The organism is Thalassolituus sp. ST750PaO-4 (genome assembly GCF_020320405.1).
Classification (GTDB): domain Bacteria; phylum Pseudomonadota; class Gammaproteobacteria; order Pseudomonadales; family Oceanobacteraceae; genus Venatoribacter; species Venatoribacter alkanivorans.
Genome location: NZ_JABVCB010000005.1, coordinates 528,161 through 547,024, shown reverse-complemented (window position 1 = coordinate 547,024; position 18,864 = coordinate 528,161). Strand labels below are relative to the sequence as shown.

The window sequence follows — 18,864 nt, the reverse complement described above, 5'->3', positions numbered from 1 at the left end:
GGGAGCCAGGCATTCTCTTGCAGGCAACAATGAATACCACCAGCCTTACCGTTGGGAGGTATCGTCCGCCGGCAATTTCCCCCTATAATCCGGCGATCTGTGTTTCTGCCCCGAGGCGACTTTGGCTAATTATCAACAAGCCCTGAATCTGTTCAGCGAACCGCAACATCTGGCACTGCTAGCACGTTTACAGCGTGGTATCGAAAAAGAAGGCTTACGCTGCTCACCTCAGGGCATCATCAGCCAGAAACCGCATCCGAAAGGGCTGGGTTCGGCACTGACCCACCCAAGTATCACCACCGACTACTCCGAAGCTCTGCTGGAATTTATTACGCCGGTATTCGAAAGCGCTCACGAGGCCCATGCCTATCTGAGTATTGCTCACCGCTACGCGTACAAACAGCTGGACGGCGAGCTGATCTGGCCAAGCTCCATGCCCTGTATTCTGCAGGGTGAGATGAGCATTCCGATTGCCCATTACGGCAGTTCTAACCTCGGCCAGCTCAAGCATGTTTACCGTCATGGTTTGTGGCACCGTTATGGCCGTACCATGCAGACCATTTCCGGTATTCACTACAATTTCTCGCTGCCGGCGGACATCTGGCCGCTGCTGCAGGCCAATGATGAACGCGGCGATCAATACAGCCCGCAGAGTTATATCTCGGCGCGTTATTTTGGGCTGATCCGTAATTTCCGCCGCTATTCGTGGCTGCTGATGTACCTGTTCGGCGCCTCGCCAGCAGTGTGCGCCAGCTTCCTCGCCGGGCGTGATCACAAGCTCGACCGCCTCAATGAGCACAGCCTGTATGCGCCTTATGCAACATCGTTGCGCATGAGCGATCTGGGTTATCAGAACAATGCCCAGTCTGATCTGATGGTGTGCCACAACACCGTCGACAGCTATATCAAAACCCTTGGCAAAGCGATCAGCGCGCCGGTTCAGGCCTACGAAGAGATTGGTCTGCAGGACGAGCACGGCCACTACAAGCAGCTGAACACCAATCTGCTGCAGATCGAAAATGAATACTACAGCGATATCCGTCCCAAGCGCGTTGCCCGCAATGGTGAAAAACCGCTGCAGGCGCTGGATAAATACGGCGTCGAATATATTGAAGTGCGCTGCACTGATGTGAACCCTTTTATGCCGCTGGGTATCGACGTGCCGCAGATGCAGTTTATGGATCTGTTCCTGACCTGGTGTCTGCTGCAGCCAAGCCCGGATATCGACGAAGACGAATACTGGCGCATCAAACGCAACCAGCAAAAAACCGTGATGGAAGGCCGTCGTCCGGGCCTGATGCTGGAACAGGGCGGCAGCGATATCAGCCTGCAGCAATGGGGCATGACCATACTCGACGAGATGAAAGAGCTGGCCATCATGATGGACCGCGCCAGCGGTGAAACTTTCCATATCGACACTCTCGGACAACAGCGCCTTAAGCTGGCCGACAGCCGCCTGACGCCGTCTGCGCAGGTATTGCTGCAATTACAGGAAAGCAGTCTGGAGTTTGCCGAGCTGACCCTGCAGCAGGCTGAACGTCACCGCAAAACCCTGAGCGAAAACCTTGGCCCGCAGGTCTACCAGCAATGGCAGCAAATGGCGCGCGATTCGCTGGCGGCACAGGAAGAACTGGAGCAGTCAGACAACATGCCATTTGCCGAATATTTAGCGCATTATCTGCAGCGCTGAGCGGAGCGGCAGGCAATAAAAAGGGAGGCATTGCCTCCCTTTTTAATTTTCACGGTGAATTCCCTACCGTTAATTCTGCACCCTTAATTCTGTGCTCTTAATTCTGTACGACGAAATTACTGAAATATAAATCGTCGATCAGTGGCGAACCTTCCAGCTGCACCATCAGCGCCCGTACTTCATCCAGTGCAACTTTACGCAATGACTCTCGCCCCTGCGAGCTGTTCATGGTTTCTGATTCCTGCGCACTCAGCAGCATCACCAGGTTATTGCGGATATAAGGTTTATGCTGACTGACAGCCGCTGCCGCTTCATTACCGGAGACCTTCAGCGCGATTTCGGTACGCAGATATTTCATCCGCCCGGTGCTGCCATAATTCACCACAAACGCCGGTTCCAGATGAATATACTTGGTCTGATTTGCTACCGCCGTTTCCTCCTCTGCCTGAACAACCTGGCTTATACCTGCCGTTGTCATCAGCAGCCCCAGCATCAGTCCCGTTGCTGACATTAACTTCCAAAACCTGCGGAACATACCGCCACTCCTCCTGACTAATTTGAGCCCGTTAATACGGATTTAACAGCACCTGACCCGGTCGCCTCGGCTGCCGCCCTATTGATCTTAGACCAGATCCTCCGGATTGTGGCTGTGTTAGACTTCAACCAAACTAGGCGAGAAGCGCCGGATCGTGGAATTTTTATGAAAACATTTCTGAAATCACTGTCATTACATCACGGCTATCTGGCCGGCTTTCTGTCCTGCGCTGCCCTGCTCGCAGCCGCTTACTACTTTGAATACGCACTCTATCTTGAGCCCTGCCCGCTGTGCATGGTACAGCGACTGGCAACACTCGCCATCGGGCTGGGTTTTCTGGCCGCATTTATCGCGCGCCAGCGGGGCGACAAACCGGCCAGCTGGGCGTTGCGTATCGCGTTAATATTCACTTTGTTGTCTGCCATCGGTGGTGTCTGGGTCGCCGATCACCATGTCTGGCTGCAGAATCTGCCACCGGAAGATGTTCCGGCCTGTGGTCCCGGATTCGATTACCTGATCGAAACACTGCCGCTGAGCGAGCTTATCGGTGTAATGCTGCGCGGTAACGGTAACTGCGCCGATGTATCCTGGAGCTTTGTTGGTCTGAGCATGCCGGAATGGACGCGTCTCTGGTTCCTGGGTTATGCCCTTGCCGCTGCTTTTGCCCTGTTCCGCGTCTGGCCACGTCAGCGCTGAGCAGAACGCTGAAGAGCAAGCAGAAAACCTTGATTTCACAAGGCGGAAAACAGAAAAAAGCTGCTTGCTTCGCCCTTTTTGACCGGCCTATAGTGTCTGCATACCCTCAGAACAATAATGCTGTGACCCGGAACACCAAAGCAGGGTCGCCAAGGAGAAGAACATGCTGGAAGGTTGCAAAACTGCACAGGAACGCTGGGGCGGCGTTCATAAACTGATTGATAGCTGGCTCAGCGGTCGTCAGGAACTGATCGTTTTATTCTGCAATCTGTCTGCCAGCAAACCGCTGTCAGCAGAACAACCGCTGGGGCCGGGCATTCAGCGCTTCTGCCAGAGCATGATGGATTACTGCTCCGCCGGTCATTTTGAAATTTACGAGCAACTGATCAACGAAGCCAAAGAATATGACGATGGCGGCCTGGAACTGGCTTCCACACTGGTTCCCAAACTCGACGAACTGACCGGACGCTGTGTCGATTTTAATGACACCTACGACCAGCACTGCACCTTTGAAGAACTGGCGCAGCTGCCAAAAGATTTATCAGCAATCGGTGAAATTCTGGAAGAGCGTTTTGAACTGGAAGACCAGTTAATCGAACGCCTGCACACCATTCATCGCGAACTCGTGACCGAATAACGCTTCCTGCTTTTGCTCTCTGGTTCCCGCGCATGGCGGGAGCCGCACAATCCCACCAGACGAACTACACTGATACAGAATTTATCTGCAACGGGTTTGCCATGATTCTGCGTGTGCGGCATTTATCTTCTGCCTTACTTCTTTCTCTGACCCTGCTCCTGAGCGCCTGCGACGGTGGTAAAGCGCCCGCCGATATCCGTGAAGTTGCGCGTCAGGGTGCCTATTCCATGCGTTTTTCAGCCAACGGGAATGAACTGATGGTGGGCAGCCTGCATCATGGTGCCAGTCTGTGGAGTATCAGCCCGCCAGAGCGCCTGATTGACTGGAATCACAAAGCCGATGACTACAGCAGCATCACCAGCAGTGCGTTTTCTCCGGAAGGTAACTTTGTTGCCACCACCGACAACCGCACCATCGTTCTCTGGGCACGCGACAGTGGTGAGGCTGTGTGGTTCTGGAATTCACCCGGCGATATCCAGGACATCGCCCTGACCAGTAACGGCAGCTACGCACTGCTGGCGATGGCCGATTACACCGCCACACTGTTTGATATTAAGAATGGTGGTATTCGTTTGCGTCTCGCGCATGATGGTACGGTTTACGATGTCAGCGTCAGCGATAACAGCCTGCTCGCCGCCAGCGCCAGCGACGACCTGAACGCCCGTATCTGGAATCTGGAAAACGGTAAATTACTGCATCAGCTCAAACACAATAATCAGGTAAAAACCGCTCAGCTTTCTGCCGACGGACGCCTGCTGTTTACTTCGGCATTAAATGAAAGCGGCAAAATCTGGGATGTTGCTTCCGGGCGTTTATTACAACAGATTGACCGCACCCGTGGTCATTACAGTGCCGCTCGCTTTTCCGCCAATAACAGCCAACTGTTAACCGGTAACAGTTCCGGCCAGATCGAGTTGTGGAACACTGCTGATGGCACACGCAGCCAGATCTGGCGGGCGAGCCCGCGTGATACCTGGGTAAGCAATAATGTTCTGGTCGAAGACGTTGCCTTTCACAACGACGAATGGCTGGCCGCAGGCTCGAACGGACTGCTGTATTTTCTGCGCTAGAGTCATTCAGTACCCGTCAGAAGCAGGCGTTCAGCGCGCCTGATCAATCTCTTTTTTATGCTGATCCACCAATGCCTGCACGCCCTTGGCATCGTCCAGCAGTTTGGGAATATCCGCCGGATTTACCGTCATAGGTAGCCCGGGCAGTGGCGCTGCCGGTTCCTGCTGTGGTTTTTTCCCGCTGTCGGCTTCGCCGTCTTTGTCCGGCAGTTTCACGCTCTGAATCACATTCGCTGCAGTATCAATCTCCACCGCCTGCACCGCTACGCCTTCGGGCAGGTCGTCACCAAAGTGCCAGACACCATCCTTATCCTGCCACTTATAGTAAGTTTGCCGTGTATCTTCGGTCGACAGCAGCTCTTGCTTATCATCGAACGACATCAGTGGTTTGCCATCCGGGCCTTTAATAAAGTAAGGCGCCGCAACTGCCAGCCCCAGAATAAACAGCATAAAAGCTATTTTACTTTTCATTTGATCATCCTTGTGATTCATTCCACGGCCAGAGATTATAACCTATGCTACAAATGCGCTGGGCAAAAAGCGCCCGTAATAATTATAGGTATACCCGGAGTCTGTTGACACTCAGTTCAGTACATCAGGCCCAGGGGAAACAGGGATATTTAAGTGACAGAAACGCTAACGCCACAAGATGCTCCGGCAACGGTCCGGGTTATCAGTCGCGCGGCTCCTGTTCGCATAATGATTGCGAACGCCAAAGGCGGCTGTGGCAAAACCACCATGGCAACCAATCTGGCCAGTTACTTTTCCCGGCAGGGTGAAGTCACGGCGCTGATTGACTATGATCCGCAGGGATCATCCATGGACTGGTTACAGGCACGTGATCAGCATCTGCCCAAAATCAGTGGAGTGCCGGCTTTTCAGCGCCACGTGCCCAGTGCATCGACCAGGGTCTGGAGCCTGCGTGTTCCGGCCAACACCAGCCGTGTGATTCTCGATACTCCTGCTGGCCTTGCCGGTAACGAATTATCCGACCTTATTCAGCAGGCTGACCTGATTGTTATTCCGGTGATTCCTTCCGCCATCGACATCCGTGCCGCCACCGGTTTTATCCGTGACGTACTCCTTTCCCGGGCTTATCGGATTAATCCGAAGCCCATCGCTGTGGTCGCTAACCGGGTGCGTAAAAACACGCTGATTTATGCCAAGCTCGAACGCTTCCTTAACAGCCTGCAAATTCCTTTTATCGCCGCACTGCGCGATACTCAGTTCTATGTCCGTGCCAGTGAGCATGGATTAGGTCTGATCGATTTCGATCAGCAGGATTCAAAAGACGAAAAAGAATGGCAGCCTTTGCTGCAATGGTTGACTAATACCATTGAAAATATTCGTCTCCAGAGCGAAAAAGACAAATAAATTCACCTAAAATAAATAGATGATTTTAATTCATTTCGTATAATGCCCCGACGATCAAACCCGAATGAGGAATTGCACATGGCCGCCCGCAAAAAAGCACCTGCAAAAAAAACCGCTCAACCCAAAGCAAAAGCCGCTGTAAAAACAGTTGCTAAAGCTGTTGTTAAGAAAGCAGTAGCAAAAAAACCTGTTGCCAAAAAAGTTGTAGCGAAGAAGCCGGTAGCGAAAAAAGCGGCGGTTAAAAAAGTCGTTGCTAAAGCAACTGCTCTGAGTGCAGTACAGCAACTGGAAAAAGATATCGCAGCACTGCAGGCCAAACTGGCTACTGCCCGTGCCAAAGAGCTGAGCGATGCAGAGAAAGCCGTTGCCAAAGCAACTGCCACTCAGGCCAAAGCCAATGAAAAACTGGCCAAAGCCAATGCCGCACGCAAAACCGTTGCCGACAAAGTAAAGGCCAAGAAAACCCCTGCCGGTGTTCGCCAGCTGGAAACCGCCCGTAGCCGTGTTGAAGCAGCTAAAACCGAAGCGGCTGCAGCAAAAGAAGCTGCAGTTGCTGCCAAAGCTGCAATGGCAGCTCTGACTCTGGAAACAAAATCTCGCGCGGCACTGGACAAAGTCATCGCTGATTTTGAAAAAGCTCAGGCTAAACTGGCAACCAAAGCACCGGCCAAAAAGAAAGCCGTTGCCCGTAAGCCTGCCGTGAAAAAAGCCGTTGCTGCTCAGCCAGCTGCTCCTGCTGCTGCCGAAAAACCAGCGGCTGCCAAAAAAGCTCCGGCTAAGAAAGCCGCTGCCAAACCTGCCGCCAAGAAAGCAACTGCTGCAAAACCTGCAACCAAAGCCGCTGCTAAACCTGCAGCAGCCAAACCAGCGGTTAAGAAAGCGGCCGCCAAGCCTGCAGCGAAAAAACCAGCTGCGAAAAAGCCAGCCGCTAAACCAGCAGCTCCTGTCGCCGCTGCTGAAGCAGAAGTGAAAGACGTTGCCGTTGAAGCTGCAAAGGTTGAAGCACCGGCTGTTGCAACTCCTGTTGTTGAGAAACAGACAGCTGAAACACCAGTCGTTGAAAACGCAAAAGTTGAAGCACCTGTAACAGAAGCGCCGGCAGCACCAGTAGCCGAAACTCCTGCTACTGAAACTCCGGCTGAAGACAGCGACAAGTCCAGCCTGTTTGGTAATAACTAAGCTGCTGCATTGTCATTACCTGGCGAAGTTACTTCGCCAGTAATAACAGCTGTTGTAAAAGAGGCCCACGGGCCTCTTTTTTTTGTGCCGTCACTGAACCGTTATCGGCCATCGTGATGTTCTGCAGTAACGTCAGGTTAACTGCACTGCAATCTGCCTGCTCTGTCAGTGTCTGCTGTTGCAGCCAGGTGAATATCAGCCGTATAGCTTCCTGCTCTGCCTGTAATTCACTTTGCAGTAATTGCTTACGTAATACAGCCTGCTGCGAACGCAGCGGTTCGGCATTTAAATGTGAACGTGCCTGCCGTATTGGCAGAATCACCTGCTCACGCCAACGAAAGTAGTCACCGGCTTCCGCCAAACTGTCTGGTAACAAACATTGCTGCTTACCCAGCCACAACGCCGTCAGCAGCAGCAACACATCCATACCGGCATCATTCTGCAGGTTCAGCAACGTCTGCGGTACTCCGGGGCGTGCATAAAATGTCAGGGCGAACTCCCACAGTGGGTTATCACCGCTTTCTGTGGCAAACTGCGCCGCCATTGCCGTCACCTTTAATTAGCCAAGTTATGATCGAATTTAATCAGGTTTCCCTGCAGCGCGGAACGCAAACTCTGCTCAAAGACTGTCAGCTGCGTATTCACGATGGGCAGAAAATGGCACTGATCGGTCCGAACGGGGCCGGTAAGTCGAGTTTATTTGCACTGCTGAACGGTGAACTGCAGGTGGACGGTGGCGATCTGTACATTCCGCCAAAGTGGCGCATTGCCCATATGAGGCAGGAAGTGGAAGCCAGCGAGCGCAGTGCGCTGGATTACGCGATGGATGGCGATGCCATTTACCGCCGCATCGAGCACGGCATTGCCAACGCCCAGAATGATAACGATCTGACCCACTGGCTGGATCAGATGGATCAGCATCAGGGCTACAGCGTGCCGGTAAAAGCCGAGCAACTGCTGCACGGTCTGGGCTTCAGCAAAGAAGAATTGCAGCGTCCGGTTAAAAGCTTTTCCGGTGGCTGGCGTATCCGCCTGAATCTGGCGCAGGCGCTGATGATGCCGTCCGATTTACTGCTGCTCGACGAACCAACCAACCACCTGGATCTCGAAGCAACCCTGTGGCTTGAGCAGTGGCTGAAAAATTATCCCGGCACACTGTTATTTATTTCCCATGACCGCGATTTTATCGACGGTGTTGCCAACAATATTGTTCACCTGCATCAGCAGACGCTGACGCTCTATCCAGGCAACTACAGCGCTTACGAGCGTATCCGTGCGGAAAAACTCGCACAGCAGCAAACACTGTTTGAAAAACAACAGGTGCGTGTGGCCGAGATCGAACAGTTCGTTGCCCGCTTCCGCGCCAAGGCCAGTAAAGCCAAACAGGCACAGAGCCGCTTAAAAGAATTGCAACGCATGGAGTTGATCGCGCCGGCGCATGTGGATTCACCTTTCCGCTTTGAATTTCCGTGCTACGAAAAAATGTCAGCGCCACTGCTGGCCATTGATCATGCCGCACTGGGTTATGCCGGCAAAACCATTCTGCCCGATGTGCGCCTGTCGATTGTACCGGGTCATCGCGTTGGTCTGCTCGGCCCTAACGGCGCGGGTAAATCAACGCTGCTGAAAACCCTGTGCAACGAAATTGCCATGCTCAGCGGTGAACGCTCCGAAGGCGAACATCTGCGCATTGGTTACTACGCTCAGCACCAATTGGAATCTCTGGATGTGAAAGCCTCCGGCGCGCTGATATTGCAGCGTTTAAAACCGAAAGCATCCGATCAGGAAATCCGTAATTTCCTCGGCGGTTTTGGTTTTCATGGTGATAAAGCACTGGAAGTGATTGAGCCCTTTTCCGGGGGCGAAAAAGCCCGCATGGCGCTGGCCTGTGTCGCCTGGATGAAGCCCAACCTGCTGATTCTGGACGAGCCGACCAACCATCTGGATATCGAAATGCGCGAAGCCTTAACGCTGGCGCTGCAGAATTTCCCCGGTGCGATTTTAATCGTCAGCCACGACCGTCACTTATTAAAAGCAACCGTCGATGAATACTGGCTGGTCGATAACGGCAAGGTGCAGGAGTTTGATGGCGACCTCGACGATTACCATCACTATCTGCAACAGCGGGAAGAGATGCCTGCCGACAGCAGCGACGGCACAGTAACACCTGCAGCCAGCGCTGCGGCCAACGTGCCACAGGCAGATCGCAAAGAGCAGAAACGTCTGGATGCCGAAAAACGCCAGCGTCTGGCTCCCCTGCGCAAGCAACAGCAGGCAGCGGAAAAGCAGATGGAGAAATTCCAGACCCAGCTCAGCGCGGTCGAAGAAAAATTATCCGACACAGGTCTGTACGATGCCGAACGCAAAGCAGAGCTTAATCAGTTGCTGCAGGAACAGGGCAAACTGAAAAGTGCTCTGGAAGACATTGAAATGGAATGGATGGAATTAACCGAACAGCTGGAGCAGGCGGAATAAGCGCACGCAGCGCTTACCGGCCTTTTTAGTTTCAGCGTTATATCATTGGGTTTAACCCATCAGTGGTGGGGCTCGCCATGAGTTGCGATAAGACAAAATCCTGAAAGCAAAGGAGCTATGGCAGCAGAGTTGTTTCAAGCAAACCTGTAACCGTTAACCCATGTGTATCCGATACACTATAAGTCAGCTGCTGCCGCTCTGCTGTTTGCTCGACAAACCTGAACCACTGTTCTCCTGTGGTCGTTATGTTTTCGATCTTTTTGTCGGTAGCAGGCTGGCTGATGTAGGCATCATAGCTGTTAGGGTTGGTCTTCGTTGAAATCATCCAGCTACTGCCATCATCACTACCCACAAGTACAGTCTGCAGGCCACCTTCAAAATTCGCAATGATACTGCAATAGACATCAGACACGCTCTCGCCTTCTGTGTCGGACCAATTCATCGATAATGATCCATAGCCGGCAGTACTATCACTAACCCTCCGGAATCCACCACTAACAGTCACATCTTCCTGATAACTGGCATAAGCGCTTAATTTAACTGTATGGGTAAAGCTGGCTGCAGTTACTATTCTGTTAGCCCCAGTTAGTTCGCCATCGAAAATACCACTAACAATATCCGACTCATAAATCGTTATATCACCAAACCCACCACCACAGCTGGCTGCTTCGTACTGCGAGCTACTACCAGGCTTTATACGGACAATCAAAGATCGGAGCTGACTTTCCCTTTCTTCCGGCCGGAATAAAGTCGTATTTACCGGGTTGTAGCGCTTGTACTGATAATTCAGCACGCCCACCCAACGTCCAGTCAATTTATTCGAGCTGAGAGCATCAGAGGCCATAGCGTAGGGAGACAAATCAAATGACTCAAAATGATTCGGTTCGGAGGAGCCGGAAGCGCCACAAGCACTCAGAAGACTTACAAAGATCAAAATTAAAATTCGCTTTTCCAAGGATAATCCATCAATCGTTATTATTAATCTGCACATTATATATGCAGGACCAATGCGCTCCAATGCTCAGCAAACATCACATGCATACTGGTGCAGTAAGCCCTGCTGGCACGAACAATTATCCGAATAACCGGCGTACCACAACAAACTCCCACACCATCTTCCAGCAATCATTTTCGTATTGAAACTCAAAAGCAATGTGCTTGGTATCAGCCAAGCACCGCTTTAAAACGCTTCAGCCGCAGCGCATTACTCAGCACAAACACGCTCGACATCGCCATTGCCCCCGCCGCCAGCATCGGCGACAGCAACACACCATAAGCCGGATACAACGCACCGGCTGCCAGTGGAATCAGCAGGGCGTTATAGGCAAATGCCCAGAACAGATTCTGGCGGATATTACGCAGTGTCGCCTGACTGATGGCCAGCGCATTCGGCACCGCCCGCAGGTCGCCATTCATCAGCACCACATCGGCCGCTTCAATGGCGATATCGGTACCCGTGCCAATGGCTAAGCCGACATCCGCTTCGGCCAGTGCCGGCGCATCGTTAATACCATCACCAACAAAAGCCAGTGCACCGTAACGGGCGCGCAGAGTTTTCAGCGCTTCTACTTTGCCTTCCGGCATCACTCCGGCAACCACCTCGTCGATACCGAGCTGCGCAGCAATCGCCTGCGCGGTGCGTTCGTTATCGCCGGTAATCATCGCCACTTTTAAGCCCAGCGCATGCAGCGCATTAATCGCCGCAGGAGTGGTGTCTTTAACAGGATCAGCCACGGCAATGACTGCCGCTAATTGCCCGTCGATGGCGGCGTACAGCGGGCTCTTACCCGCCGCCGCCAGCGCCGCACTCTGCGCGGCTAAAGGCCGTAATTCCGCGCTCATTAAATCCAATCCGAGCTGCTGCATAAACCGGTCGGCACCAATTTCAACACGCTTGCCATCGACCAATGCACGGATACCCAGACCGGGAAGCGCGCTGAATTCCTGCGGCTCACTCAGTGTCAGCGAACGCTCTCTGGCGGCGCGCACAATAGCCTCAGCCAGCGGATGTTCAGAATGCTGTTCGGCGGCGGCGACTAATGCCAGCAGACTGTCTTCTTCAAAACCCGGCTGACAGATCAGGTTGGTCAGCTCCGGCTGGCCTTTGGTTAACGTACCGGTTTTATCCAGCGCGACGATTTTACTGTCACGCAGGCTCTGCAGCGCATCGCCACGGCGGAACAGAATACCCAGTGCCGCAGCCCGCCCGGTGCCGACCATAATGGAGGTTGGCGTCGCCAGCCCCATGGCGCAGGGGCAGGCAATAATCAGCACGGCAACGGCATTAATCAGGGCAAAACTCAGCGCCGGTTGCGGGCCGAACAACAGCCATACCACAAAGGTCAGGGCGGCAATGGCCATCACCAGCGGTACAAAGATCGCCGTGACTTTATCGACCAGCGCCTGAATCGGCAGCTTTGCGCCCTGCGCCTGTTCGACCATGCGGATAATCTGTGACAACAGGGTATCGCCACCCACTTTTGCGGCACGGAACGTCAGCGCGCCGTTTTTATTCACCGTGCCGCCCACAACTTCATCTCCGGGTGCTTTCGCCACCGGTAACGGCTCACCGGTGAGCATGGATTCATCGACATAGGATTCGCCTTCCAGCACTTCGCCGTCGGTGGCAATACGTTCACCGGGGCGCACCACCAGCACATCGCCCACCTGAATATCCGCCAGTTCAACATCCACCAGCTCTGTTCCGCGTTTGACCCGTGCAGTTTTTACCTGCAGACCCAGCAGGTGCTGAATGGCTTCGCCGGTACGGCCTTTGGCGCGCGCTTCGAGTAAGCGCCCCAGCAAAATCAGGGTGACGATCACCGCCGCCGCCTCAAAATACACATGGCGCGTACCTTCCGGCAGCCATTGCCCGGCGAAGGTCACCACCAGCGAAAAGCCCCAGGCCGATAAACTGCCCAGCGCCACCAGCGAGTTCATATCCGGTGCGCGACGCCATAACGCCGGCAGACCCTTACTGAGAAAACGCCGGCCGGGGCCAAACAACACCAGCGTGGTCAGCACTAACTGGATGCCCCAGTTCATTGACTGGCCCAGAGTCTCTGCCAGCCATTGCTGCATGCCCGGAATAATGTGTGCGCCCATTTCCAGCATAAACACCGGCAATGTCAGCCCCGCGGCCAGCCAGAAATCACGCTGTAACTGCTGCTGTTCCTGCTCGCGCCGGGCGTTGTCGTCATCACGTTCGGCCGCCAGAGGTGCGGCATCGTACCCTGTGGTGCGGACCGCTTTGATTAACGCTGCCGCATCCAGATTACCGGCCAGTACTTCCACCGTGGCGGTTTCTGCAGCCAGATTGACCTGCGCACTGAGCACGCCGGGCAGACTGAGCAGGGCTTTTTCGACCTTGCCGACACAGGATGCGCAGCTCATACCGATCACCGACAGCTGATACTGCTCAGTGCGGGTTTCATAACCACAGTCTTTGACCGTTTGCAGCAGCGCCTGTGTTTGCCCATCGGCCGCCAGAGTCACCTCGGCTTTTTCACTGGCCAGATTGACGCTGGCGGCGCTGACACCCGGCGTCGCCAGTAAGGCCTGTTCGACACGGCGCACACAAGAGGCACAGCTCATGCCGATCACCGGCAATTGCAGCACGGCAGCAGAATCATCAGAGATGGGAATAGCAGTAGATTGAGTCATCGTTCTGTCCTGTCAGGAAAGCAATGACTGCAGTGTGAACCTTACCATGGTGGTAAGGTCAAGCGTCTGAATGAACGCCGTCGTCTGCCGCCAGCTGAGCAAGAATCGCGCAGTGCGACTGGTCATCGCCGGAGCAGGCGGCCACCATCTCCTGCAAGGTGCTGCGCATGGCATGCAGCTCCTGAATTTTATGTTCCACTTCCTGCAGATGCTGCCCCGCCAGTGCCTTAACCTCACGCGCGGAACGTTGCGGATCGGCCCATAGCGCCAGCAGCTCACCGATTTGCGGCAGTGAAAACCCCAACAGCCGTGAACGGCGGATAAACCTCAGCATTTCAACATCCTGTGCCGAATACTGACGATAACCCGCAGCTGTACGCGCTACCTCAGGCAGCAGCCCACTGCTTTCATAATGGCGGATCATCTTTGCCGATACACCGGCCTGAGCGGCCGCTTCACCAATGTTCATGACGACTCCGGTTACTTAATACCGCCATCATGGTACAGAAAAAACTAAGCAGGAAAGAAATAAGATGGGAAAACCAGCGGGCAATTCCGCTGGTTTTTAATGCAGCAAGATATCAGGGCAGCAGATCAAGCACGACCTGACCGGAAGCACCCAATCCATTACTGGCAGTCACGGAGTAGTTATAACGCCAGACATCCGGGCCTTCTTCCGAAAACTGAACGTTCTGTTCACCCAGAGTAAAACGGTTAACGATTTCACCGGTATGGCCATTCTGTCCGACATAGGCTTCTACAGAAGGTGGTATTACGGCTTCGGCCACATAAAGTTGCAGATCGTTTTCATGACTCAGGGCCACCGTACGATACCCTCCGGTTTTGTTTTCAATCAAAGCACAGTGAATAGCAGATGTACTGTCACCTTCGGTATCTGACCAGTTGAGCGAGACAGAACCCAGGCTGTCGGCATCATCGCTGACTTTATAAAAATCCAGTTCTACCGTGACATTTTCCTGATAATAAGAAACAGGGCTTAATCCCACCGTTCTGAACCCGCTGGCTTTATAAGTCAGGTGACGGGTTGTCTCAATTAAGAATTCGCGTCCGGTATCCCCATGCTCCGTCACGATCTTACCGATGGTAATGTTCATAGGGTCAAAACCACCAGCGCAGTTTGCCATTTCCCAACCACCACCGGCCTCCGCGCTTTTGTTACGGATAATCAGGCTTTCCAGACGACTTGATTCAGCAATTTTACTGATCTCGACGTTCACCATGTTTGTGCGTTCACGGCGAATATTCACAACTCCGACCCAACTTCCGGCGTAACCACTACCGTTCAATTGTTCTGAAGCTGCAATATAAGGTGCCGGATTAAAGCGCTCTACGCCGGAAGAATCAGAACTATCACCCGCGCCACCACAGGCGGTCAGTAATGAGACAGAGACGATAGCAAGGGAGAGGTATTTCACAATCTATTCCATTAGTTATTTATTGTTTTCACGATAATAACGATGAGCTCTGATCAAGCCAAGTTTTCATTAGAAATCTGCAGATTTTCAGCAGCCATATGCTATAGAACAACAATTCATGAACAGCTATTCATCAATACGTTAATCATCTTAATGTTATCAACAGCCCGGCCGAAATCCTGTGCATAACCCGCCAAAAGGAAACGGCCATGAAGATTGTTCAGTCGCAGGTTCAGCTCAGTGCTCAGCAAAAAGATCTGTTATTAAGCGCCCGCCTGAGCGCTATGTCGGTGAGTGTCACGGCAGGTGATGGCGAGAATGATGGCAGCAATCCCGCCAGCGGCAGCAGTGCCAGTGCCGGCATTCAGTTGTCACTGAGTACACGCACCGAAAGCAGCCAGGCAGTGAGTCGCAGCAGCAGTGTGACCCATGCCGATGGCAGTCAGCAGCAATCGTCCTCAGCCTATCTGGCACAACAGCTGACCGAACAGACCACTCAGCTGAATGTGATCGTCAGCGCGGTAAATGCCCGGCCGGGCAGCGCAGGCCTTGGCGTACAGGTCGAAGTGCAGAGCGTATTGCAGGTTGAACGCGAAGAGTCGCTGGTCTTTGAAGCACTGGGTCAGGTACAGACCGAAGACGGCCGTCAGATTGATTTTATGCTGGCGCTGGATTTCAGCCGTTACACCCGCGCCGAGCAGACCAACCTGTTTCAGGGCCAGCTCAACCTGATCGACCCGTTAATGATTAATCTGAACGGCGGTGCGGTCGAACTGAGTGACCAGAGTTTCAGCTTCGACCTGAACGCCGACGGCCAGAGCGAGAACATCGCCCGTACCGCCGCCGGCAGCGGTTATCTGGTATTCGATAAAAACAACAACGGCATCATCGATGACGGCAGCGAGATGTTCGGCCCGCAGAGTGGCAATGGTTTTGCCGATCTGGCGCAGTACGATGACGACGGCAACGGCTGGATTGATGAAAACGATGCCATCTTCAGCCAGCTCAGCCTGATGGAATTTGATGACGAAGGGCCAACCCTGCGCTCCGCTGCGGAAGCCGGCTTAGGCGCACTCTATCTTGGTTCTGCCGCCTCCGATTACGAGCTGAAAAACGACGCCGGCCAGGTGCGCGGAGTGATTGCCCGCTCCGGTGTTGCACTGAATGAAAACGGCGAAGCGCTGTTGCTGCAGGAAGTGCATCTGAATACTCCGCCTGAGCTGCCGCAATACGCCATCAGCGGCGGCAACCTCGCCCTGAGCAGCGAACAGGGCACCATCAATCTGCAGTCGCCGCTGAGTTTTTTTCAGTTCGATAACGAATTGCTGAACAGTCGCGATGAACAAACCCGGGTGCAGCTGCGCTTTGAACCGGAACAGGGAGTCAGACTGGCGGCCAGCGGCCCTCTGCCGGGAACGGCCGACGCTGGTCATCATGCCGGCAATAGTACTCACAACAACACCCGCAGCAATAACAACGGCAACGCCGGCAGTAACGCCATTCAGGGACGTGCACCCCGCCCAAATGCGCCCCTTTACGATGATCTGCAGCCCCGCCGGATGAATATGCGTCAGTGGGCCGCCGATGCCATTAACCGCTACCACAGCGAAGAACAGCGCAAACCCAGTGGTAAAGACGCCCATGTGTATGTCGATATTCCCGACCCGGTTCGGGCCATTCCGCTTAACCTGCGCAACGAAATCGAAGCCGGCAGCAAAGATATGGACAACAAACTGAACGCCCTGCGCGCCACCATTGAAGAATTAAAACAGATGCGTGAGCAACAGCAGCAAAGCCAGAAACCGCTGGCACTGTATCAGGCGATCGGTCACTTGCAGGGCTAATTCAGAGGGGCTAGTTCAGAGACAATAGGGCAGATAAAACCGGCTGACCGTCGCCGCTACGCGGACAGCCGCTGCCGCTCTGATAGCCCTTAACCACTCTGTACAGAACCAAACAGCAGCCTGCAGCGCCATGGCATACATACTGCTTTCTGACAGAACCATCAGAAAAGGAGGCAGGGTATGAACATTAACCGCACGGAGGCACTCGCCGCCATCAGTCACAACATCAATAACAACCCTCAGTCGCAACCTGAAAACAAAACAGGGAAGAACAGTAATACGGTATTTGCCGATCTGTTGCGCGTTCAGCAGCAGGCGCAATCTTCTGCCACAGCTGCAGTCTCAGCACCATCATCTTCAGCATCGTCGGCTTCAACACCACCGGCCGTAACCTCTTCTGTTCCAGAGGCTACCAACGTACAGGCGTCACCCGCGACAGAAGCAGAAACCGGTACCAAGAGCAGCGCCGTACAGGAGTTCCGCGACTATATGGCAATGAGCGATGCAGAAAAAATGCGCGCGGCCGTGCTGAAAGAAATGGGGCTGACCGAAGAAGAGTTTGAACAGCTGCCACCGGAAGAACAGCTGGCCATCGAACAGAAAATTGTCGAGCGGCTGAAGCAGGAAACCGGCGTCAGCGATACCGGTTTTAATACCGAAGCCATCAGCCTGTTACTGCAGGAAATTCCGCAGCCAGGCTGAGCTTATATTACTTATTCAGCACCCGCCGCACGCAGTGCCGCAGCATATTCTTCGCCTTTGCTGTGGCTCGCGATGGTTTGCAGAATGCTCGCACCTTCTGCATTTTTTGCATTCAGGTTATGGCCTTCGGCTTTAAACAGTTCCACGTATTCGGCAAACACTTCCGGCACCATATGACGGTAAGCGCGGATGGCCGCGACGTAATCAGCATCGCTGCCGTCATAGCTGTTGGCGCTCAGAAATTCACGCAGCTGCGCTTCTGACCACTCACCACCAAATACTTTTTCTTTATCTTTCTTCTGCATGATTTTCTCCTGAGTATTCTGCTATCCGGTTGCGCAATGACAATGCGGATTGATTATTTTCGGTAAGCGTTTACGAGGCCGTTAACGCAGCCAGCGATCAGACTTTGCGGAACATCATATCCCACACCCCATGCCCCAGCTTCTCACCGCGGTTTTCAAACTTGGTCAGCGGGCGGTGCTCCGGACGCGGTACGCAATTGCCCTTACCGGCAACGTTTTCATAACCTTCGGCCACATCCATCACTTCCAGCATATGCTCCATATAGGGTTCCCAGTCGGTCGCCATATGGAATACGCCGCCCGGCTTTAAAATACGGCGGACGGTCTGGGCAAATTCGGCCTGCACAATGCGGCGTTTATGGTGTTTTTTCTTGTGCCACGGATCGGGGAAAAACAGCTGCACGGTGTCGATGCTGTTATCCGGCAGCAGTTTCAGCACTTCGATCGCATCTTCTTTATAGCTGCGCAGGTTGCTGATACCGGCTTCTTCCGCCAGATACAGCAGTGAACCAACACCCGGCAGATGCACTTCCACACCGATAAAATCTTTTTCCGGCGCGGCCGCCGCCATCTGCACCAGCGACTGACCCATGCCGTAACCGATTTCCAGCACCACGTGGCCGTCACGGCCAAATACCTCAACCGGATTAATCGCGCCCTGCGCCAGTTCGAGGCCCATTACCGGCCATTGCCGTTCGAGAGCGCCTTCCTGGCCTTTGGTTAAACGCCCGGCACGGATAACAAAGCTTTTGATACCGCGGCGGTAAACCGGTTTGTCGCCTTCCGCAGCCGCAGCTGCCGGATTTTCATCATGTTCGCTCACGCTAACCTGCCTGAATAATTACAAAGAGTGTGAAGGGGTTTTCAGCTTAACGGCCGCCACCAGCAGCGCCGACCAGCCCAGCAGCCAGCTGACGCCACCCAGCGGTGTGATCATGCCCAGCGGCCGCACACCGCTCAGCGCCAGCAGATACAGGCTGCCGCTGAACAGAATCAGGCCCAGCAACATCAGCCGCGCCGACCAGCTCAACCAGCGCGATGGCTGCACCTGCAGCCACAGCGATAAGGCCAGCAGAACCACAGCATGAATCAGGTGATACTGCACCGCGGTCTGGTACACCGTCAGCATATCAGCGCTCAGTACGCCCTTCAGACCATGCGCTCCGAACGCGCCCAGTGCGACGCCGCTGAAGCCTGCAACGGCGGCGGTGATCAGTGTATTTTTTGCCTGCATAAAAAACCCCCTGCGGTTTTGGCC

19 protein-coding genes are annotated in these 18,864 nt (G+C 53.8%); 9 read left to right on the top strand and 10 right to left on the bottom strand.

What is annotated here, in order from left to right; all coding sequences use genetic code 11:
• Positions 1-121 precede the first annotated feature (121 nt).
• On the top strand, positions 122-1,690 hold the full coding sequence (gshA, locus tag HUF18_RS04930) for a glutamate--cysteine ligase (RefSeq protein ID WP_225691354.1): 1,569 nt from the start codon (positions 122-124) through the stop codon (positions 1,688-1,690).
• A 97-nt stretch (positions 1,691-1,787) separates the two neighbouring features.
• On the opposite strand, the gene HUF18_RS04925 is transcribed toward gshA, so the two are convergent.
• Entirely contained in the window at positions 1,788-2,225 is a 438-nt protein-coding gene (locus HUF18_RS04925; protein WP_225691353.1) for a flagellar basal body-associated FliL family protein, read from the bottom strand.
• 165 nt (positions 2,226-2,390) lie between these two features.
• Here HUF18_RS04925 and HUF18_RS04920 point away from each other — a divergent pair, with 165 nt between their 5' ends.
• The 3 genes from HUF18_RS04920 to HUF18_RS04910 all read left to right on the top strand — a co-directional run bounded on the left by HUF18_RS04920 (position 2,391) and on the right by HUF18_RS04910 (position 4,628).
• Positions 2,391-2,921 (top strand): disulfide bond formation protein B, encoded by a 531-nt coding sequence (locus HUF18_RS04920; RefSeq protein ID WP_145467177.1) that lies wholly within the window; start codon positions 2,391-2,393, stop codon positions 2,919-2,921.
• A 163-nt stretch (positions 2,922-3,084) separates the two neighbouring features.
• On the top strand, positions 3,085-3,558 hold the full coding sequence (rsd, locus tag HUF18_RS04915) for a sigma D regulator (RefSeq protein WP_225691352.1): 474 nt from the start codon (positions 3,085-3,087) through the stop codon (positions 3,556-3,558).
• Between the two features lie 101 nt (positions 3,559-3,659).
• Complete coding sequence (locus tag HUF18_RS04910) at positions 3,660-4,628, top strand: WD40 repeat domain-containing protein (RefSeq protein WP_225691351.1); 969 nt, start codon at positions 3,660-3,662, stop codon at positions 4,626-4,628.
• Positions 4,629-4,658: 30 nt separating this feature from the next.
• On the opposite strand, the gene HUF18_RS04905 is transcribed toward HUF18_RS04910, so the two are convergent.
• Entirely contained in the window at positions 4,659-5,099 is a 441-nt protein-coding gene (locus tag HUF18_RS04905; protein ID WP_225691350.1) for a DUF4124 domain-containing protein, read from the bottom strand.
• Positions 5,100-5,252: 153 nt separating this feature from the next.
• On the opposite strand from HUF18_RS04905, the gene HUF18_RS04900 reads away from it, so the two are divergent.
• Positions 5,253-6,002: a ParA family protein gene (locus HUF18_RS04900; RefSeq protein ID WP_225691349.1), complete on the top strand. Its 750-nt coding sequence runs from the start codon at positions 5,253-5,255 to the stop codon at positions 6,000-6,002.
• 78 nt (positions 6,003-6,080) lie between these two features.
• Positions 6,081-7,181, top strand: coding sequence for a hypothetical protein (locus HUF18_RS04895; protein WP_225691348.1), 1,101 nt, complete (start codon positions 6,081-6,083; stop codon positions 7,179-7,181).
• 28 nt (positions 7,182-7,209) lie between these two features.
• Here HUF18_RS04895 and HUF18_RS04890 read toward each other — a convergent pair whose 3' ends face one another.
• Complete coding sequence (locus HUF18_RS04890) at positions 7,210-7,725, bottom strand: TIGR02444 family protein (RefSeq protein ID WP_225691347.1); 516 nt, start codon at positions 7,723-7,725, stop codon at positions 7,210-7,212.
• Positions 7,726-7,751: 26 nt separating this feature from the next.
• On the opposite strand from HUF18_RS04890, the gene HUF18_RS04885 reads away from it, so the two are divergent.
• Complete coding sequence (locus tag HUF18_RS04885; RefSeq protein WP_225691346.1) at positions 7,752-9,656, top strand: ATP-binding cassette domain-containing protein; 1,905 nt, start codon at positions 7,752-7,754, stop codon at positions 9,654-9,656.
• 115 nt (positions 9,657-9,771) lie between these two features.
• On the opposite strand, the gene HUF18_RS04880 is transcribed toward HUF18_RS04885, so the two are convergent.
• The 4 genes from HUF18_RS04880 to HUF18_RS04865 all read right to left on the bottom strand — a co-directional run bounded on the left by HUF18_RS04880 (position 9,772) and on the right by HUF18_RS04865 (position 14,755).
• The gene (locus tag HUF18_RS04880) at positions 9,772-10,611 is read right to left on the bottom strand and encodes a hypothetical protein (protein WP_225691345.1); all 840 of its coding nucleotides are present in this window, start codon (positions 10,609-10,611) and stop codon (positions 9,772-9,774) included.
• A gap of 209 nt (positions 10,612-10,820) precedes the next feature.
• Positions 10,821-13,319 (bottom strand): heavy metal translocating P-type ATPase, encoded by a 2,499-nt coding sequence (locus HUF18_RS04875; protein WP_225691344.1) that lies wholly within the window; start codon positions 13,317-13,319, stop codon positions 10,821-10,823.
• 58 nt (positions 13,320-13,377) lie between these two features.
• Positions 13,378-13,788: a Cu(I)-responsive transcriptional regulator gene (gene cueR, locus HUF18_RS04870; RefSeq protein WP_225691343.1), complete on the bottom strand. Its 411-nt coding sequence runs from the start codon at positions 13,786-13,788 to the stop codon at positions 13,378-13,380.
• Positions 13,789-13,900: 112 nt separating this feature from the next.
• On the bottom strand, positions 13,901-14,755 hold the full coding sequence (locus HUF18_RS04865) for a hypothetical protein (RefSeq protein ID WP_225691342.1): 855 nt from the start codon (positions 14,753-14,755) through the stop codon (positions 13,901-13,903).
• 209 nt (positions 14,756-14,964) lie between these two features.
• Here HUF18_RS04865 and HUF18_RS04860 point away from each other — a divergent pair, with 209 nt between their 5' ends.
• Positions 14,965-16,599: a hypothetical protein gene (locus HUF18_RS04860; RefSeq protein ID WP_225691341.1), complete on the top strand. Its 1,635-nt coding sequence runs from the start codon at positions 14,965-14,967 to the stop codon at positions 16,597-16,599.
• A gap of 180 nt (positions 16,600-16,779) precedes the next feature.
• Entirely contained in the window at positions 16,780-17,301 is a 522-nt protein-coding gene (locus HUF18_RS04855; protein ID WP_225691340.1) for a hypothetical protein, read from the top strand.
• 11 nt (positions 17,302-17,312) lie between these two features.
• On the opposite strand, the gene HUF18_RS04850 is transcribed toward HUF18_RS04855, so the two are convergent.
• From HUF18_RS04850 to HUF18_RS04840, 3 genes are all read right to left on the bottom strand, one after another.
• The gene (locus HUF18_RS04850; protein ID WP_225691339.1) at positions 17,313-17,606 is read right to left on the bottom strand and encodes a PA4642 family protein; all 294 of its coding nucleotides are present in this window, start codon (positions 17,604-17,606) and stop codon (positions 17,313-17,315) included.
• A 97-nt stretch (positions 17,607-17,703) separates the two neighbouring features.
• Positions 17,704-18,429: a tRNA (guanosine(46)-N7)-methyltransferase TrmB gene (trmB, locus tag HUF18_RS04845; RefSeq protein ID WP_225691338.1), complete on the bottom strand. Its 726-nt coding sequence runs from the start codon at positions 18,427-18,429 to the stop codon at positions 17,704-17,706.
• 18 nt (positions 18,430-18,447) lie between these two features.
• Positions 18,448-18,840: a DUF423 domain-containing protein gene (locus HUF18_RS04840; protein ID WP_225691337.1), complete on the bottom strand. Its 393-nt coding sequence runs from the start codon at positions 18,838-18,840 to the stop codon at positions 18,448-18,450.
• Positions 18,841-18,864: the final 24 nt, after the last annotated feature.

Bases quoted from the DNA above. Each gene is read 5' to 3' on its own strand.
- HUF18_RS04925 (WP_225691353.1), bottom strand. From the start codon at position 2,225: ATGTTCCGCAGGTTTTGGAAGTTAATGTCAGCAACGGGACTGATGCTG.
- HUF18_RS04920 (WP_145467177.1), top strand. From the start codon at position 2,391: ATGAAAACATTTCTGAAATCACTGTCATTACATCACGGCTATCTGGCC.
- rsd (WP_225691352.1), top strand. From the start codon at position 3,085: ATGCTGGAAGGTTGCAAAACTGCACAGGAACGCTGGGGCGGCGTTCAT.
- HUF18_RS04910 (WP_225691351.1), top strand. From the start codon at position 3,660: ATGATTCTGCGTGTGCGGCATTTATCTTCTGCCTTACTTCTTTCTCTG.
- HUF18_RS04905 (WP_225691350.1), bottom strand. From the start codon at position 5,099: ATGAAAAGTAAAATAGCTTTTATGCTGTTTATTCTGGGGCTGGCAGTT.
- HUF18_RS04895 (WP_225691348.1), top strand. From the start codon at position 6,081: ATGGCCGCCCGCAAAAAAGCACCTGCAAAAAAAACCGCTCAACCCAAA.
- HUF18_RS04890 (WP_225691347.1), bottom strand. From the start codon at position 7,725: ATGGCGGCGCAGTTTGCCACAGAAAGCGGTGATAACCCACTGTGGGAG.
- HUF18_RS04885 (WP_225691346.1), top strand. From the start codon at position 7,752: ATGATCGAATTTAATCAGGTTTCCCTGCAGCGCGGAACGCAAACTCTG.
- HUF18_RS04875 (WP_225691344.1), bottom strand. From the start codon at position 13,319: ATGACTCAATCTACTGCTATTCCCATCTCTGATGATTCTGCTGCCGTG.
- cueR (WP_225691343.1), bottom strand. From the start codon at position 13,788: ATGAACATTGGTGAAGCGGCCGCTCAGGCCGGTGTATCGGCAAAGATG.
- HUF18_RS04860 (WP_225691341.1), top strand. From the start codon at position 14,965: ATGAAGATTGTTCAGTCGCAGGTTCAGCTCAGTGCTCAGCAAAAAGAT.
- HUF18_RS04855 (WP_225691340.1), top strand. From the start codon at position 16,780: ATGAACATTAACCGCACGGAGGCACTCGCCGCCATCAGTCACAACATC.
- HUF18_RS04850 (WP_225691339.1), bottom strand. From the start codon at position 17,606: ATGCAGAAGAAAGATAAAGAAAAAGTATTTGGTGGTGAGTGGTCAGAA.
- HUF18_RS04840 (WP_225691337.1), bottom strand. From the start codon at position 18,840: ATGCAGGCAAAAAATACACTGATCACCGCCGCCGTTGCAGGCTTCAGC.